Annotated in this window: 19 protein-coding genes and 1 pseudogene; 7 read left to right on the top strand and 13 right to left on the bottom strand. The window is 66.8% G+C overall.

Annotated elements, in window-relative coordinates; genetic code table 11:
- Positions 1–8: 8 nt before the first annotated feature.
- Positions 9–554, top strand: a complete 546-nt coding sequence (locus N4S67_RS26170) for a hypothetical protein (RefSeq protein WP_260995962.1) — start codon at positions 9–11, stop codon at positions 552–554.
- Here N4S67_RS26170 and N4S67_RS26165 read toward each other — a convergent pair.
- Together N4S67_RS26165 and N4S67_RS26160 are read right to left on the bottom strand one after the other, a co-directional pair.
- The gene (locus tag N4S67_RS26165) at positions 544–1,803 is read right to left on the bottom strand and encodes an MFS transporter (RefSeq protein ID WP_260995961.1); all 1,260 of its coding nucleotides are present in this window, start codon (positions 1,801–1,803) and stop codon (positions 544–546) included. The two genes, N4S67_RS26170 and N4S67_RS26165, sit on opposite strands and share 11 nt — an antisense overlap.
- Positions 1,800–2,303, bottom strand: coding sequence for a GNAT family N-acetyltransferase (locus N4S67_RS26160; RefSeq protein ID WP_260995960.1), 504 nt, complete (start codon positions 2,301–2,303; stop codon positions 1,800–1,802). Before N4S67_RS26160 ends, N4S67_RS26165 begins: the two co-directional genes overlap by 4 nt.
- A 46-nt stretch (positions 2,304–2,349) precedes the next feature.
- Between N4S67_RS26160 and N4S67_RS26155 the strand changes: the two genes are divergently transcribed.
- A complete protein-coding gene (locus N4S67_RS26155; RefSeq protein ID WP_260995959.1) occupies positions 2,350–2,937 on the top strand; it encodes a helix-turn-helix domain-containing protein in 588 nt (195 codons plus the stop codon).
- On the opposite strand, the gene N4S67_RS26150 is transcribed toward N4S67_RS26155, so the two are convergent.
- The 4 genes from N4S67_RS26150 to N4S67_RS26135 are packed head-to-tail and all read right to left on the bottom strand — an operon-like array spanning position 2,934 to position 5,791.
- Positions 2,934–3,311 (bottom strand): thiol-disulfide oxidoreductase DCC family protein, encoded by a 378-nt coding sequence (locus N4S67_RS26150; RefSeq protein ID WP_260995958.1) that lies wholly within the window; start codon positions 3,309–3,311, stop codon positions 2,934–2,936. The two genes, N4S67_RS26155 and N4S67_RS26150, sit on opposite strands and share 4 nt — an antisense overlap.
- A gap of 4 nt (positions 3,312–3,315) precedes the next feature.
- Positions 3,316–4,305, bottom strand: coding sequence for an NAD(P)H-dependent flavin oxidoreductase (locus tag N4S67_RS26145; protein WP_260995957.1), 990 nt, complete (start codon positions 4,303–4,305; stop codon positions 3,316–3,318).
- Between the two features lie 3 nt (positions 4,306–4,308).
- Positions 4,309–5,340: an agmatinase gene (speB, locus tag N4S67_RS26140; RefSeq protein ID WP_260995956.1), complete on the bottom strand. Its 1,032-nt coding sequence runs from the start codon at positions 5,338–5,340 to the stop codon at positions 4,309–4,311.
- A 25-nt stretch (positions 5,341–5,365) separates the two neighbouring features.
- Positions 5,366–5,791 (bottom strand): acyl-CoA thioesterase, encoded by a 426-nt coding sequence (locus N4S67_RS26135; protein WP_260996180.1) that lies wholly within the window; start codon positions 5,789–5,791, stop codon positions 5,366–5,368.
- A 59-nt stretch (positions 5,792–5,850) separates the two neighbouring features.
- Here N4S67_RS26135 and N4S67_RS26130 point away from each other — a divergent pair, with 59 nt between their 5' ends.
- Entirely contained in the window at positions 5,851–6,798 is a 948-nt protein-coding gene (locus N4S67_RS26130) for a threonine ammonia-lyase (RefSeq protein ID WP_260995955.1), read from the top strand.
- A 362-nt stretch (positions 6,799–7,160) separates the two neighbouring features.
- Here N4S67_RS26130 and N4S67_RS26125 read toward each other — a convergent pair.
- Positions 7,161–8,054: pseudogene (locus tag N4S67_RS26125) on the bottom strand (peptide MFS transporter); the annotation flags it as partial.
- Positions 8,055–8,261: 207 nt separating this feature from the next.
- On the opposite strand from N4S67_RS26125, the gene N4S67_RS26120 reads away from it, so the two are divergent.
- The 3 genes from N4S67_RS26120 to N4S67_RS26110 all read left to right on the top strand — a co-directional run bounded on the left by N4S67_RS26120 (position 8,262) and on the right by N4S67_RS26110 (position 11,020).
- A complete protein-coding gene (locus tag N4S67_RS26120; RefSeq protein WP_449288841.1) occupies positions 8,262–9,587 on the top strand; it encodes a DUF7159 family protein in 1,326 nt (441 codons plus the stop codon).
- Positions 9,584–10,201: a Pr6Pr family membrane protein gene (locus N4S67_RS26115; protein WP_260995953.1), complete on the top strand. Its 618-nt coding sequence runs from the start codon at positions 9,584–9,586 to the stop codon at positions 10,199–10,201. The genes N4S67_RS26120 and N4S67_RS26115 overlap by 4 nt, the downstream gene beginning before the upstream one ends.
- 129 nt (positions 10,202–10,330) lie before the next feature.
- A complete protein-coding gene (locus N4S67_RS26110) occupies positions 10,331–11,020 on the top strand; it encodes a L,D-transpeptidase (protein WP_260996179.1) in 690 nt (229 codons plus the stop codon).
- A 7-nt stretch (positions 11,021–11,027) separates the two neighbouring features.
- Here N4S67_RS26110 and N4S67_RS26105 read toward each other — a convergent pair whose 3' ends face one another.
- The 5 genes from N4S67_RS26105 to N4S67_RS26085 are packed head-to-tail and all read right to left on the bottom strand — an operon-like array spanning position 11,028 to position 14,059.
- On the bottom strand, positions 11,028–11,699 hold the full coding sequence (locus N4S67_RS26105; protein WP_260995952.1) for a sterol desaturase family protein: 672 nt from the start codon (positions 11,697–11,699) through the stop codon (positions 11,028–11,030).
- On the bottom strand, positions 11,696–12,418 hold the full coding sequence (locus N4S67_RS26100) for a FadR/GntR family transcriptional regulator (RefSeq protein WP_260995951.1): 723 nt from the start codon (positions 12,416–12,418) through the stop codon (positions 11,696–11,698). Before N4S67_RS26100 ends, N4S67_RS26105 begins: the two co-directional genes overlap by 4 nt.
- A gap of 54 nt (positions 12,419–12,472) precedes the next feature.
- Positions 12,473–12,844 (bottom strand): nuclear transport factor 2 family protein, encoded by a 372-nt coding sequence (locus N4S67_RS26095; RefSeq protein WP_260995950.1) that lies wholly within the window; start codon positions 12,842–12,844, stop codon positions 12,473–12,475.
- Positions 12,845–12,856: 12 nt separating this feature from the next.
- Complete coding sequence (locus N4S67_RS26090) at positions 12,857–13,273, bottom strand: lipoprotein LpqH (RefSeq protein WP_260995949.1); 417 nt, start codon at positions 13,271–13,273, stop codon at positions 12,857–12,859.
- Positions 13,274–13,315: 42 nt separating this feature from the next.
- Complete coding sequence (locus N4S67_RS26085; RefSeq protein WP_260996178.1) at positions 13,316–14,059, bottom strand: helix-turn-helix transcriptional regulator; 744 nt, start codon at positions 14,057–14,059, stop codon at positions 13,316–13,318.
- A gap of 150 nt (positions 14,060–14,209) precedes the next feature.
- Here N4S67_RS26085 and N4S67_RS26080 point away from each other — a divergent pair, with 150 nt between their 5' ends.
- On the top strand, positions 14,210–14,497 hold the full coding sequence (locus N4S67_RS26080) for a hypothetical protein (RefSeq protein ID WP_260995948.1): 288 nt from the start codon (positions 14,210–14,212) through the stop codon (positions 14,495–14,497).
- 9 nt (positions 14,498–14,506) lie between these two features.
- On the opposite strand, the gene N4S67_RS26075 is transcribed toward N4S67_RS26080, so the two are convergent.
- Positions 14,507–15,754, bottom strand: a complete 1,248-nt coding sequence (locus N4S67_RS26075; RefSeq protein ID WP_260995947.1) for a cytochrome P450 — start codon at positions 15,752–15,754, stop codon at positions 14,507–14,509.
- Between the last annotated feature and the right edge of the window lie 39 nt (positions 15,755–15,793).

The following is a 15,793-nucleotide window of genomic DNA, read 5'->3' as shown; positions in this document are numbered from 1 at the left end:
GAGAGGACATGAATGACAGCACCCACTGGATCCGAACGCGGCAATCTCGCGCACTGATTGGGGCCGCCCTCGCGATGTCCCTGGCCCTCGGCGCAGCCTTCGTCGCGGTGAACGATCCGCCCCCCGACGCGCCTGCTCAGCACGGCGCGGCGCTGAGCGACGCACAGGCGGCCGCCCAGGTCGTCGACGCCGCCCGAGAGATCGTCGCAACGGCGGGGCTACGCGAGGCCACCGGCGGCTACACCTTCATGTCATGCAGCACTGGCGACGAGCCGCCCTATCAAGCGGCGCTGTACATGAGTTTCGCTGTGCCGCAAGCAACTTCGGCGCAATACCTCGACGGTGTTGCCTCGGCGATGGCCGCCGACGGCTGGGCGGTCTCTGCCGTGGTGGGTGAGCACTTCGGCCACAAGCTCACATTGGGTGGCGTCATCTCGGACATCAGTCGCAATCCGGAGAAGCCCGGTTTCGCCACCATGCGCCTGTACGGCGAGTGCCGCAACATCGCTGACCACCGCGACGACAATCCGGCGTGGACAGACGTCAGTCTCTGACGGACCCGATTTCGCGCCGGCGCGCCCGATGCGCCAGCACCAGCGTCACCGCGCCGGCGCCGTGAAGGACGGCGGCGACGGCGAACACCGCGACGAAGCCCCCGAACGCCGTGCTCGCGATGCCGGCCAGCAGAGGGCCGACGGCCCGCGCGGCGACGACGAATGCGCCGAGGACACCGTTGATGCGGGGATAGTCGGTGGCGCCGTAGTAGTCGACGACCAGCGTGCCGCGCAACAATGCCTCCAGCCCGAAGCCAAGACCGAACAACACCGTGAACAGGGCCAGCACGCCGACGGCTGCCGGTCCGGTTCCGTCGACAGCCAGCAGCATGAGTAGCGCGGCGCCTTGGCCGGCGAAGATCGTGGCCGTGGCGCGGTGCGTCGCGATGCGGTGCCGTAACGCGGTCACCAACAGCCTGCCGCCGACTTGAAACAGCCCGATGCCACCTGCGGCGAGCGCCGCCGTCGTCAACGCGTACCCGCGTCCGGTGAGGAAGGCGACAAGCACGACGCTCACCGCGAATTTCGCGCCCGTGCTCATCGACAGGCAGGCGGTGACCAACCAGAACGAGGGGCGATACCACGGCGATCTGTCCTCGGCGTTGATCTGCGGATCGGCCTGCGCCGGCGGGTCCTCAGCGCCGTCCGGGTGAAGACCGAGATCGGCCGGTCGGCGTCGAATCATCAGCGCGTGCACCGGCAATCCGATGAGGCCCGCGATGGCGGCAAGCGCGAGCAGGGCGTTACGCCAGCCGAGGCTCTCGACCAGCGCAGCGGTCATCGGAACGAAGACAGCGCTGGCCAACCCACCGAACACCGTCAGAATCAACACCGCGCGCGGACGGTGCCGGTCGAACCAGGCTGCGGTGACTGCGAACACCGGTTCGTACAACGTTGTCGCCATCGCAACGCCGCCCAGAGCGAAAACGGCGAAGAACATCGGCACCGAGTCGACATAAGACCACAGAACCAAGGTCGCCACCGTCGTGGCGGTGCCGATCGTCATCACGCCGCGCGCACCGCGCGCCTGCAATACCCGACCGATCGGGATCGCCAGCACTCCGGACACGATCACACCGGTTGCGTATGCGGCATTGAGTTCGGCCATGGACCAGCCCAATTCGGTGTGCATCGGTACCACCAGGACCGAAAACGCGTACACCAGCACGCCCCAGGAGATCAGTTCGGTCACCCCGAGGCCGCCGACCATGAACCAGCCGTAGTACGGACGACCTCGCGCCATGCTCATTCGGCGTCGAGACTGCGTTGCAGGAGAACGGTGTCGAGCCAGCGACCGTGCTTGAATCCGACGGATCGCAGGCGGCCGGCCTCGACGAATCCGCGATGACTGTGCAGTGCAAGGGAAGCCGCCCCATCGGCGTCCACTATCACGGCGATGATCTCGCGCATTCCGGCGTCCGTGCAGTCGGCGATCAGCGCGTCAAGCAAGCGCCCGCCGACACCGCGACCAAGCGCATCGGGCGCAACGTACACCGAGTCCTCGACTGTGTGCCGGTATGCCGGGCGGGTCTTCCACGGCGCGCAGTAGGCGTAGCCGGCGACTTCCCCGTCGATCTCTGCCGTCAGAAACGGCAGCCCCGCGTCGACGATCGCACTGAAACGACGCAACCACTCGCTGCGGTCGGGCGGTGTGAGTTCGAAGGTGGCCACCCCGGCTTGGACGTAGTGCGCGTAGATGGCACAGATCGCGTCGAGGTCATCAGGGGCGGCCGGACGGACGGTGACCACGCCGAGTTATTTCGCTATAGCGGAATCGAACACTACAATAGTATACGTGGATCTGTTGATGTTGGGTGAACGGGTGCAGTCCCTGCGCATCGATCGCGGTCTGACGCTGCGCGACCTGGCGCAGCGTTCGGAGGTCAGCGTGAGCATGCTGTCGTCAGTGGAGCGTGGTGAGAAGGCGCCGACCGTACTGGTTCTGGACCGCATCGCCGACGGACTGGAGGTGACGCTCGCAAGCCTGGTGGCCGAATCCGACGTCGAACGCATCATCGTGCGGCGGGCGAAGGATCAGGACCGCGTGGACGAACCCGCCGGTTGGCAACGGACGATCCTGACTCCGGTGGTACCGGGAGTGAACTTCGAATGGATTCGCAGCACGCTGCCACCGGGTTGTGATGCCGGTACGTTCCCGGCGTACGCCACTGGCTCTCACGAATTCGTGGCCGTCGATTCGGGCAGCCTGACCCTGACTGTCGGCGACCGTGAAATGACCCTATCTGCAGGCGATTCCGTGTACTTCGCGGCAGATGTACCGCATTCTTACGCCAACCGTGCCAAGGTGCAGTGCGTGTATCACGTGGCCGCGCTGATCATGCGGCCCCGCTCGCCAGGCAGGACGCGCCGCGCAAATCCCTAGCAGGCCACCGGATGCGACTGGCAGTAGGGCGTGGTGCCGGGGAACCGATAGCGGTGATCCACGACCCAGCCGTACACGGCGTCCTGTAGCCATCGCACGCCGGGGATCCGGTAGATTCGCAGGGGCAGTCGGGTTCCCAGCGCCGCAGACACCGCCGCGTTCATGGCCTCCGCACCGTCATACCGGTCGCCGTCGTCGTCCAGCCAGCGTGCGGCGTCGAGGATCCGCGAGGCTGGGACGCCGAGCCGCTCAGGCGCGTCGTCGCTTTGCAACGTAGCCATCCGCAGACCCCCGGTCCGGTCCAGCTTCAGGACGAAATACATCGCCCGGGTGCACATCCCGCATGCGCCGTCGAAGAACAAGGTCCCGCTCATGACTTCATTGTCCTCCTGGGGCGAGCTCGGCAACAGCCTGCCGAGCAGAGATCACAGATTTCAGGCGCAATACCGTCTCTCCAGCGTAGAGCGCCGCATGATCGACCGACGAATCGGCCATCCCGACTGTCGGCGCGATAGGGGAGAACAGTGGGAGCCTCCCGGTCTGCAGCCCCACCGTCTTGGCAGCGACGCTGTCCGGCAGCTTGGCGAGCAATCCGCTGCCGCGGTTGATCAGCCGGGGTATCAGCGCTACGCGGCCGTCGGCCGAGCACCACGCACGCGTCGCATCGTTGGCCACGACGCGGTGCGGTGCCGGCCATCCTAACCCGAACAAGGTCGTACGAAATGTCTTGTCGGCGGCAAGGATTCGCCGTTGATATTCCGGATGGGCGCGTGACTCGGTGGTCAACAGGAAGCGGGATCCCGCCACCACTGCGTCGGCGCCGGCCGTCAGCGCCGCGCTGGTGTCCGCGGCGCTGGCGATACCGCCTGCGAGCAGCACGGGCCGCCCGGCCGCCGCGCGTATCGCGTGAGGCAGAAACGACAGCGCAGGCGTGACACCGGCCAGGTGCCCTCCGGCCTCGCACCCTTGTGCGATGAGCCCGTCCGCGCCGCAGGCGACGGCCCGGCGGGCCTGCTGTTCGGTGCCGACCATGACCAGAACGAAGACGCCCCGGCTCGCGAGCCGCTCGATCAGCCGGCGGTCGATGCCGAACCCGAGGACCACGACGTCGACGCCTGCGCCCACGCACGCGTCGACGTGCGCGCGCCGGACGAACGGCATCAGCAGGTTGACTGCGACCGCTCGGCCGGGGGCGCCGTCGCGCACCTGCGCAATCGCCTGACCCAGCATTGCCGCAGGAGCGAGGCCGAGAGTGCCCAGCGCGCCTGCGGCGGCGACAGCGGTGGCCAGTTCGGGCCCCGCGAGCCCGCCACCCATGCCGGCCTGGGCGACGGGAACGTCGAGGTGGAGCCGGTCGAGGAGGTCCATCGCCTACCGCGCCGGGGGTCCGGGCGTCGCCTGTGCGGCATCGCGGCGACGGGCGGCCATCCCGCCGAACGCTTCGAACACGACCCGGTGCGCGGCGTTGACCGTCAGTTCGGCGTGGTCGTAGGCGGGCGCGACCTCGACCACATCGACGCCGGCGACATCGTGCTCGTAGCAGAGTTGACGAACCATCCGCAGCAGGTCGGCGGTGGTGATGCCGCCTGGCTCCGGTGTTCCCGTCCCGGGCGCATGCGCGGGGTCGAGCACGTCGATGTCAACCGAGACGTACAGCTTGTCGGCCTTCGCCAACGCCTCGCTGACAGCGTCGCGCATTACCACCTTGAAACCCCGCTCCCAGATCTCCTGCATGGTGTGCCAGGTCATCTTCTGCTCGAGCATCCATTCGAAGGTGTCTTGCGGCGGCCAGTAACCGCGCAGCCCCACCTGCACGAAGTGGCTGCCCGGCACCGCGCCCGACTCGATGAGGCGGCGCATCGGTGTGCCGTGGCTTGCCAAATTTCCCTCGATCTCCTCAGCGGTGTCGGCGTGCGCGTCGAAGTGCACGATGCCGACGTTGCCGTATCCGTGCACGTCGGCCACCGCGGTGGCGGCGGGCCAGGTGATCGAGTGGTCGCCGCCGAGGACGACCGGCACGATGCCGCGCGACGCCACCGCATGCACCCGCTCGCGGATATTGGCGTGCGAGACCTCGGTCTGCCCGTGCGGGCAGTACGCGTCGCCGAAATCGACGACCTCCAACCAGTCGAAGATCTCCAGACCGAGATCGAGGTGGTAGGTGCCCGGTTCGTAGGCGGTGGCACGGATCGCTCGGGGACCGAAGCGGGCGCCAGGCCGGTTCGTCGTCGCTACGTCGAACGGCGCGCCGACGACAGCCACATCGGGACGCCATGCATCCAGTTGGTCGACTTCGGTGAGAAACGGCCGTTGGCCGAACGACACCACACCCGCATGAGCGAGATCGAGCTGTTCGGCCATGCCGGGCGGAAGGTCGCGCTGATGTCCACGGTCGTGACCCATGGGACGACGGTACCGCCACCTTCGCTCATTCGGCCGCGGAACGGGCTTGGCGCTCAACCGAAATGAGCGCCTCGCGCAGCGAGTCGGGGATCGGCCGCTTCGCCCAGTCGGCGGTCGAGACCACCACGTACACGTTGTGGCCGCGCACCGCGGTCTGCTCGGCACCGATGTCGTCGCGACGCAGTACCTCGAACCCGAGTGTGAAGCTGGTCGAGCCGATTCTTCGGCACTGAACGGCAATTCGCACCGAATCCCGCCAGCGCACCGGGACGCTGTAATCGATTTCGCTGTGCACGACCTGAATGTCGTGTCCGGTCGCCATCAGTCCGGAATAGGAGACACCGTGGTGGTCGAGAAATCCGGTACACGCCTCGTCGAACCAGGTGAGGTAATGGCCGTTGAACACCACCCCTTGCTGGTCCACTTCCGCGTACCGCGGCACGATCGGCAGGGAGTACGCTACGGCGTCACCCTATCGAGCGAGCGGCGGGCACAGGGCAGACTGGACCCGTGCCCTTGGTGACCATCGATGACATCCGATCGGCCGCGACGCGCATCCGTGCGTTCGTCGTGCGCACACCTTTGATCCCGGCGCTGTGGGCCGACGGCGACCGCCCGCTGTGGATCAAGCCGGAGAATCTGCAGTCCATCGGCGCGTTCAAGGTGCGCGGCGCGTTCAACGCGATCGGCAACCTCGACGAGTCGGTGCGCACCCGGGGAGTGGTCGCGTACTCGAGCGGCAATCACGCGCAGGCGGTGGCCTACGCCGCGGCGGTGTTCGCGATTCCGGCCCACATCGTGATGCCGCGTGAGACGCCTGCGATCAAGGTGGACGCCACTCGCGCGCACGGCGCCGAGGTCGTGCTGTGCGAGGCCGGGCAGCGTGAGCGGGTGGCCGCCGACCTTCTCGAGCAGACAGGCGGTGTCCTCGTTCCGCCGTTCGACCATCCGGACATCATCGCGGGGCAGGGCACGATCGGCTTGGAGATCGCCGAGGACCTGCCCACCGTCGACAATGTGCTCGTGCCGGTCAGCGGCGGCGGTCTCGCGTCGGGCATCGGAACCGCGATCAAAGCGTTGTGCCCGCAGGCGCGGGTCATCGGTGTCGAACCGGAACTGGCGGCCGACACCGCGGAAGCGCTGGCCGCCGGGCACCGGGTGGATTGGTCGATCGAGGACCGCAACCGCACCATTGCCGACGGTCTGCGATCACAACCATCAGAACTGACCTTCGCGCATCTGCAGCAGGTTCTCGATGGCGTGATCACCGTGTCCGAGAACGAGATTCGTGCCGCAGTACGAGAACTCGCCCGCCGGGCGCACCTGGTCAGCGAACCGAGCGGGGCAGTCGCGTTGGCCGCCTATCGGCGCGGCGAGACGCCGCCTGGCCGTACAGTGATGGTGCTGTCGGGCGGAAACATCGAACCGGCCATGCTCGGCGAGATCCTCGTCGGATAGCGGTCAGGCGGCGGGGCGGGACGCCGCCGGGATCACCAACGGCACTGACACATCGCAGTTCTCATGCATCGAGTGCTGCCACGCGTCGAACTGCGCGCCGGCCTTCAGATAGCGACGTCGGCCCGTCCAACCGCACGAACACGTCGCGGCGAAATGTGCGAATCCGTAGGCGAGTACCGCCACAACACCGTGGCCCGTCGCCTCCGGCCAGAGCAGATCACCAGCATCGAAAGATAGTGCCACCGACATCGTGTCAGCCTCCTACGTCGACCCGACCCCGTTGTCTCGTCAAACGCGCGTGCAAGCGATCGAGTTCCATGCTGAACCCGCCGAATGTCGGTTCCGGTATCAACCCGGTCACGAATTGGCCACGTCACGCGGAGAGCCGATCGTGCGCGCTCCGCCAGCACGGTGAAGATCTGCTGAAACAACGACCAGAACACCGCATTCGCGATGAACAATGGGATGAACGCCCGCACCCGTGTGCGCTCGATGACCCCCGTCGTGACCTGCGACAGGTTCGACAGCTCAACCGCACACGTCGCGAACGCCACCGCGATCACCACGACCATCGCGACCGCCCCGCCGGCAAACCCACCGATTGCACTGCGCGGCAGTGGATTCGGCACATGTCGACCGTGCTCGCCAAGGTTGCGCCGAAACACGACGTACAGCGTCAGCCCGAAAGCCATCCCGATCGCCGCGGCGCCGAAGCCGTAGTGAAATCCCCACCGCGTCTGCAGCAGACCGGTGATCAACGGCCCGATGAAGGCACCCAGATAGAACAGGGTGAAGCCGCCGTCGCAGCGCGGATCGCCCTTGGCGTACCGCGTGCCCAACAGCGAGGACGCGTTGGCCTTCAGTGCACCGGATCCCAGCGCGACGAGTACCAGTCCGACCGCGACGCCCGCCAGCCCCGGTAACAAGGCCAGGGCGATGTGGCCGAACATCACCACGACTCCGCCGTAGAAGACCGTGCGCTTCATGCCGAGCAGCCGGTCGGCGACCCAGCCGCCCAGCACCGTCGACAGATAGACGAGCCCGACGTAGGCGCCGACGACGCCGGTCGCGGTGCTCTGCGCAAATCCCAGGCCGCTCGGTGAGCGAGAAATAGAGGTAGTAGCTGAGGATCGTCAGCATGCCGTAGAAGGAGAACGCTCCCACATCTCGACTCCGAACAGGTTGACCAGACCCATCGGATGGCCGAACAGGGTGCGTTGGGCGGGCCCGACCTCCCGCTGTCCTGCTGTTCGCATGCGGTCACCGTGCCACGGGACCCGATCAGGACGGCCTGGCCGCCGGGCAAATGGTGCGCTGGGTGACGTACAGGAGTTTCCTGCGCCACAGCACATTTCGAGACCGTCCACGGGAACCCCGCACGGACGCCCCGTGAGCTGACGCGCAACGGCACGGGTAGTGTCAGCCGGATAGGTGGACGTCCGACAAAGTAGTAAAGGGTTGTAGTGGACGCCGTACTCGGCTTATCCGTGACTCCGTCCGCCGTCGGTCTGGTTCTCGTCGAGGGAGCAGACGCCGACGGCGCCACCGTGGACCGCGATGCAATCGAGATCCTGCCTGGTCGGCGGTCGAGCGCCCAGCAGACCTCCGAACAAGCGGCCGCGGCTGTGCTGCGGACCGAGGCGATCGCCGCCGTCCGCGGCCACCGCGTGCAGTCCATCGGCGTGACCTGGAGCGACGACGCCGACACCGAGGCGTCGCTGCTCCTGAGGTCGTTGAGCGATTCCGGCTTCGACAACGTCGTGCCCGTGCGCCTGCCAGAAGCGACAGAGGCGTTGGCCTGGGGGATCGCCGAAGTGATCGGCCACGACATCACCGCGGTCTGCGTGATCGAACCCGAAACCGTGATCGCGCTGATCGTGCACACGCCCGAAGGGGCCGTGCAAACAGCCGTTCACCACGCCATGGACAGCGAAGCAGCCCTCATCGGCTGGTTGAGTGCGGTGTTCACCCAGGCTGACTGGCAGCCCGAGGCGCTGGTCGTCGTCGGGTCCGGCGGCGATTTCGACGCGTTGATGCCGCGTCTGGAGGATGCGTTGTCGGTGCCGGTGTTCGCTCCCGCCGAGGCCGAACTCGCCTTGGCTCGCGGCGCGGCGCTGGCGTCGGCCCACAACACCGACTTGATGTTCGCCGACGACGGCTACGGCGACACGCAGCCCGAACGTGGAGGCCGCCGACTGACACCGTCGGGGCCGCTGGCGATGCTGGTCGCAGGCGCCGTCACTTTCGTCGTCTCGGTGTCCGTCGCCGTGAGCATGGAGTTCGCGCCGAACCGCGACGCCGCCCCGGCCGAGCCGAGCCCGGCGGCCAAGTCCTCCGCCGAAGCCGCTGCGGCACCTGCGGCTTCCGTGCCGGCAGCGATTCCCGCTCCGGTCGCTGAAGCGCCGCCCGCCCTGCCGCCGCCGCAGGCACCACCCGTCGATGCCGCGCCGCCGGTCGAGTTGCCGGCCGAGCTACCGCTGGCTCCGGTGGAGGCTGCGCCGGAGGCCCCGCCTGTCGACGTCGCGCCTGCCGCGCCGGTCGCCCCGCTGCCCCCGGAGGCGCCCGTTCTGCCGCCGCAGGCTCCGGTCGTCCTGCCACCGGAGTCGCAGGCGCCCGGCCTCATGCCCGCAGTGCCCACGCCGGTGCCCGAGCGACGCGGATTCCTGCAGCGCATCCGCGACAAGTTCTCCGACATCGGTCAGCCCGACGTCCAGCAGGCGCCCGCACCTGTGCCCGCACCTCTGGCACCTGACGCGCCACTGCCCGCACCGCCGCCTCCACCTCAGTGACAACGAGCCCCACGGGTGTGGCGAGCCTGCGGGTAGGGCTGCGCATCGCCATCATCGTCGCGGTGCTGGTCGCGCTTGTCACGGTGGAACTGACCTCCCGATCCGGGGTCTCCTGGCGCTTCATCACGTTCACCTACCAGGCAAACGTGCTCGCCGCGGCCTACTATCTGTGGACCCTGCTGTCGCCGCGCGCCGACGCTCGCGTCGGCCTGCGCGGCGCGGTCGTCCTCTACGTCACGATCGCAGGCGTCGTCTGGAACCTTCTGCTGACCGGGAACAGCATGGGCTACACCCCAGCCAACGTGCTGCTTCACGTCGTCGTACCGGTGCTGGCACTCAGCGACTGGCTGCTCATCGGCCGGGGCCGGGGACGGGTGCGCTGGTGGCAGCCGGTCGCTTGGCTGGGCTATCCCGCGATGTATGCCGCTGCCGCTCTGGTGGTGCTCAACAGGCTGGGCCGGCGAGCTCCGTACTACTTCCTCGATCCCGCCAGCGTGGGGGCAGCGGGCGTCGCCGCCAACCTCGCGGTGCTGGGTGCGGGTGTGCTGGCCCTGGGCTACGCATTGCTGGCCGTCAACAGGCTCGCCACGCCGGGCCGAATCGATGCAACCTGAAACGATCTGGCCAGCAGCATCGATATACCCGTGAACCGCTTACCGGGGAAATCGGTGGCGACGACCTAGGATGGAAGTGTGCTGAAGCTTCGACATGCGCTCGCTGTTGCGGGCATTGCGGCGATCGCGATGACCGGGTCTGTGGCCACCGGCTCGGCAGGTGTCACGACGGGGCTCGACGTCGCCAGCATTGAACCGGCCGGCCAGACGGTCGGCGTCGCCCATCCGGTGACAGTGACGTTCACCAGGCCGGTCACCGACCGGTCGGCCGTCGAGCAGACGGTGGCGTTCGACGCGCCGACCGTTCCCGCGGGCACCTTCAGCTGGCTCAACGATCGCGCTCTGCAATGGAGTCCGGTCGATTTGTGGCCCGCTCACTCGAGCATCAACGTGTCCGTCGGCGGCGCCAAAGCGAGCTTCCAGACCGGATCATCGGTGGTCAGCGTCGCCAGCATCTCCAACCACACGTTCACCGTCAGCATCGACGGAGTGGTCGCTCGCGAGATGCCCGCGTCGATGGGTAAGCCGAAGTTCCCCACGCCTGTCGGAACGTTCCCCGTCATCCGCAAGGAACGCGTGGTCGTGATGGATTCGCGCACCATCGGCATTCCGCTGGAGGATCCCGAGGGGTACAAGCTGACCGTGGACCATGCCGTGCGGATCACCAGCGGCGGCGTGTACGTGCATTCGGCGCCGTGGTCGACCGGTTCCCAGGGCTACGCGAACGTCAGCCACGGATGCATCAACCTGAGCCCGGACAACGCCGCCTGGTACTACGACCTGGTCGGAGTCGGCGACCCGGTCATCGTCGAGAGCTGACCCGGGGTCACGCCGCGTCGGCGTGCAGATTCTTGGCGGTCGGCGAATTCTCGACCGTGGCCGGGTCGGGGTAGGTGCGAAGCGCCCGGTCCGCGGTTCCCGCACTGGTGACCGTGAACCAGTAGTGCTCGTTTTTGTAGTGGTGGTTTCGGTGGTTGCGCCAGATGGCCCGATAGAGACGGGTTTTCGGCTTGTAATCGCTGTGGATCAAGTAGTGGCTCCACTCGTAGACCAAGCCCAGCGCAGCGATGAACACCAGATACGTCAGCCCCATGCCGAGCCGCGGAAAGACAAGCAACGCAACGGCGATGGTCAGCGGAAGCACCCACGTCGCGAGCGACTTCCAGGGAATGAAGATCAACGGGATATTGCGCGGATCGGTGTGATGGGCACGGTGCTCGCGGGCCAGCAACGGGTCGATGGTGAGCCGACCGACCCGCTTGGGCCGCCAGTGCAGGATGAACACGTGAATGATCCACTCGAAGAACGGAAACAACGCGATCATCACCAGGGGCACGACCGCATCGGTCACTCGCCAGTCGCCGACGGCGATGCGCGCTACGAGCGCCGCGATGAGCGTGGCTCCGATCATCCAGGGGGAGGGGTGTCTCCAGAACTCGCGTACGGCGTCGGACAGGGTGAAATTCTTGCGCGCGCTGCGCGCCTTCGCAGTGGTCATCGCGGGTCCTCCAAATCGTTCAGAGCGGAAAGCAGTGCCAACGTGGCGGGCTCGAGCAGGTTGCGCGCGGCGTGTTCGGCGCGGGCCGGGTCACCGGCGGTGATCGCGTCGGCAAGCTCTCGGTAGGCCTGCGGGCGACCCACCTCGTCGGCCATCACCGCGGCCAGTGCGGGCAGCGCCGGTTCGTAGGTGGCGCGCAGAGTGTTGTACATCAGGCGGAACGCGATCGAGTCCGCGCCATCGACGACGTGATCCCAGAAGGTGAGCGCGTGCCGCTGCTGTGCGACCGCGTCCTGCTCGGCGGTGAGCGCATCGATCGCCTCGCGCAGGGGCTCCGCCAGCTGCGGCCCGCGCCTCTCGGCGGCCAATTGGGCGATCTTCGGTCCGTTGTGCAGGCGGGTCTCGAGGATGCTGCGGACAACGGTCAGGTCGAGTTCGCCCGCCCGGATGAGCAATCGGGGCAATAGGTCAAGACCGGCGTGCCTGCGGAAATCGCGCACTGTCGTGGCGTCACCCTGACGCACGTCCACCAGGCCGGCCGCGGTGAGCCGCTTGAGCGCCTCGCGCACCGCGGGACGGGAAACTCCGAGAACTTCGGCGAGCCTGCGCTCGCTGGGCAGCGCTTCCCCCGGCTGCATCTGGCCACTGAGCACCTCGGTGACGATCTGCTCGAAGACGTCCTCGGGTACCGAACGGCGGTTGACCGGTTGCAGTGCCATGCGTTCAGCGTGCCAGCCGACCGGCCAGAGGTCAAGTGGTCTTACCAGTATCCGCTATGCGCCGGTGAGTCGAGCTTTCATCATTTCGGCCAGGGTGAGTGTGGCCGACAGCGGTCGCACCATCACGGTGAGCTCTTCGATGGCTCCCGCGTCGTCGAGTCGGATGAAGTCGCAGCCTTGGAGTTCTTTGTCCCCGACCCTGGCCTCGAATACCAGGGCGTGATCACGGGCGTCGACGGCACCGATCTCCTGGACATACCGGAAATCCTCGAACACCTCCATCACTGCGGCGAGGATCTGTCGCAGCGCGTCGCGGCCCTGGTACGGGCGGTGGACGACGGGGCTGCGGAACACCACGTCGTCACGCATCAGGCCAAGCGCGGCATCAAGGTCTCGGTCTTCGATGGCGCGACGGAAGGCGTGCACTGAATCGACGACTCAGCAGTTGGTTTCGATGCGGAATTTCGCGCTCACATCGTTGCTCGGGTTGTCGGCGAACGAACCGTCGGCCGTCCCGGTGATGGTGTACTTACCGCCGGCTCCCTGAATCTCTGCCTCGCCCATGTTGTCTCGCCAGAAGGTACCCGTGAAACCGCCCAAGTCGCGGAAGTCGACCGACTGGATCGTGACGGAGTCCCCGGTATCGAGCGCGGCCGTGAATCCCTTCTCCTGATCGGGGGTCTCGATGAGCCACGCCCAGCCCGACTGCGAGCAGGTGACCGGATGCGGGCCGCCCGTACTCTCACCGTTGATGGTCACCTTCGCGGTCTTTCCGCCGAGAGCCGGGGGTTGTCCTCCGCAGCCGGCCACGCCCACGACGAGCACAGCAGCCACCGCAACAAGTCGGTTGTCCATGTCGGGTGACTCTATTGGTGTTTGCGGCCGTTCACCGGCATTTCAGTGCAGTGCCGCCGCGGTGGACTCGTCGGCAGGCAGAAATGCCTCGATGGACAGCTCGGCGGCGGTCAGGTCACGCGCGGTGCCGAAGGTGGTGACGGTCGACAGAAATGTGAGCAGCCGCCCATCGGGGGTGTAGAGCTCCAACGGCACGGCAACGCCGCCGAGGTCACGGCTGTCCGGAGGGTCTGTCAAACCGCCTGTGTGCGACTCCATCTCGGTGAGAAGCGCCGAGAGTTCGGCGTCCCCACCGACTGCGACCTCCCGCCGCAGCCGTTCGACGAGGTGATCTCGCCACTGCCCGAAATTGCGGATGCGTGGCGCCAGACCCTCCGGGTGCAGCGCGATGCGCAGCGCATTCGGCTGTTCGAGCAGATGTGGCGCGACGCCGTCCAGCAGAAGCGCTGCGCCGTCATTGGCATGCACGATCTGCCAGCTCCGGTCCACCACGACACAGGGAAACGGGTTGTAGGCGAGCAGAACTCGCTCGACGCCTGCGCGCACCGCCGCCATCTCTGGATCGTCGAGTGAGCGCTCACCGTAGGCGGGAGCCAGTCCGGCGGCCAACAGCAGTTGATTCTGATCACGCAGCGGGACGTCGAGCACGGCGGCCAGCCGCAGCACCATCGCGCGGCTCGGAGTCGATCGGCCGGTCTCGATGAAACTGACGTGGCGCGGGGAGACGTCGGCTTCGATCGCCAGCTCGAGCTGGGAAAGGCGGCGACGCTGCCGCCATGTCCGCATCAGCGAGCCGAACGTCGGGGTCGAGATGTCAACCGCGGTCACTCGGTCAGTCTGACCGACGAGATGCTTGGTCTCCACTACCTGTCGGGTAATTGCGACGCTTACCTATACGGCGCACGCTGGGGACGTCCCCAAACGAAGGAGAGCGCGATGCGCACACCGCCCGCTGACCGGCCCATTCCCCGGTGGGTGCACATTGTTCTGGTCTGCGACCGCGCCGGTTCGTCGTGGTACATCGGCCTGGGCTTCTTCTTTGCGCCGGTGCTCGCGCTGCTGTCACCGTGGCCTACGGTGACGACCGTCCTGTGGGTGGTCATCGCGTTCTTCGGCTTGTGGCTCGGCCTGCTCGGCATCGCGATGGCCACCGGTCTGGCGTTGGTGATGCGCTCCAACACGGAAATCCCGGAGGAGTACTGGCGCGCGATGGTGCGCGGCTGACCCCGTCCCTCAGACTGGCCGGCTCGCCCCCGAGTAGTCGACCTGCCAGTGCTTTATCCCGTTGAGCCAGCCCGAGCGCAACCGCTCGGGCTGGGCCAGCGGCTTGAGATCCGGCATGTGGTCGGCGACGGCGTTGAACATCAGGTCGATCGTCATCCTGGCGAGGTTCGCGCCGATGCAGTAGTGCGCTCCGGTGCCGCCGAACCCGACGTGCGGGTTGGGGTCGCGCAGGATGTTGAACGTGTACGGATCGTCGAAGACGTCCTCGTCGAAGTTGGCCGACCGGTAGAACATCACCACCCGCTGGCCCTTCTTGATCGGCACCCCGGACAGTTCGGTGTCCTCGAGCGCGGTCCTCTGGAACGACGTCACCGGGGTGGCCCAGCGGACTATCTCGTCAGCGGCGGTCGCCGGCCGCTGCTTCTTGAAAAGCTCCCATTGGTCGGGGAATTCGGTGAACGCCATCATGCCCTGGGTGATGGAGTTGCGCGTGGTCTCGTTGCCGGCGACGGCAAGCAGGATGACGAAGAACCCGAACTCGTCGTCGGAGAGTTTGTGTCCTTCGACGTCGGCCTGGACGAGCTTGGTGACCAGATCCTCACCCGGCGAATGTGCCCGTTCGGCGGCCAGTTTCATGCCGTACATGATCAGTTCCATCGATGCGGTGATCGCGTCGTTGTTCGCGAACTCCGGGTCCATGTCACCGACCATTTGATTGGACCAGTGGAAGAGTTTCATGCGGTCTTCCTGCGGCACACCCATCAGTCCCGCGATCGCCTGCAGAGGCAGTTCGGCAGAGACCTGCTCGACGAAATCACCTGAGCCCTCGGCCAACGCGGTCGCGGCGATCTGTTGCGCACGTTCGTCGAGTTCCTCCCGCAGTCGCTCGACGGCCCGAGGGGTGAAGGCCCGCGAGATGATCTTGCGCAGATGCGTGTGGTGCGGAGCGTCCTGATTCAGCAGCACGTACTTGCCGCGCTCGATCTGCTCGCCGACGGTGCCGTCCTTATAGCGCGGCAACGCGGTCTTCGCGAGGCTCGAGAAGACATCGCTGCGTCGCGACACCTCCTTGACGTCCTTGTGCTTGGTCACGACCCAGTAGCCGCCGTCGTCGAACCCGCCGATGCCTTGGGGTTGTTCGTTCCACCAGATCGGGGCGACCTTGCGCATCTCGGCCAGTTCATCGACCGGCAGTCGTTCGGCGTAGATGTCGGGATCGGTGAAATCGAATCCAGGCGGAAGGTTCGGAGTCGGCATCGGCAGTCCTCGGCATCCTCGTACGACGTTGTCTAGTGC

It is taken from the genome of Mycobacterium deserti, assembly GCF_025345615.1.
Classification (GTDB): domain Bacteria; phylum Actinomycetota; class Actinomycetes; order Mycobacteriales; family Mycobacteriaceae; genus Mycobacterium; species Mycobacterium deserti.
The sequence above is the reverse complement of the archived record's forward strand: the minus strand, read 5'-3'. Positions and strand labels throughout refer to the sequence as shown.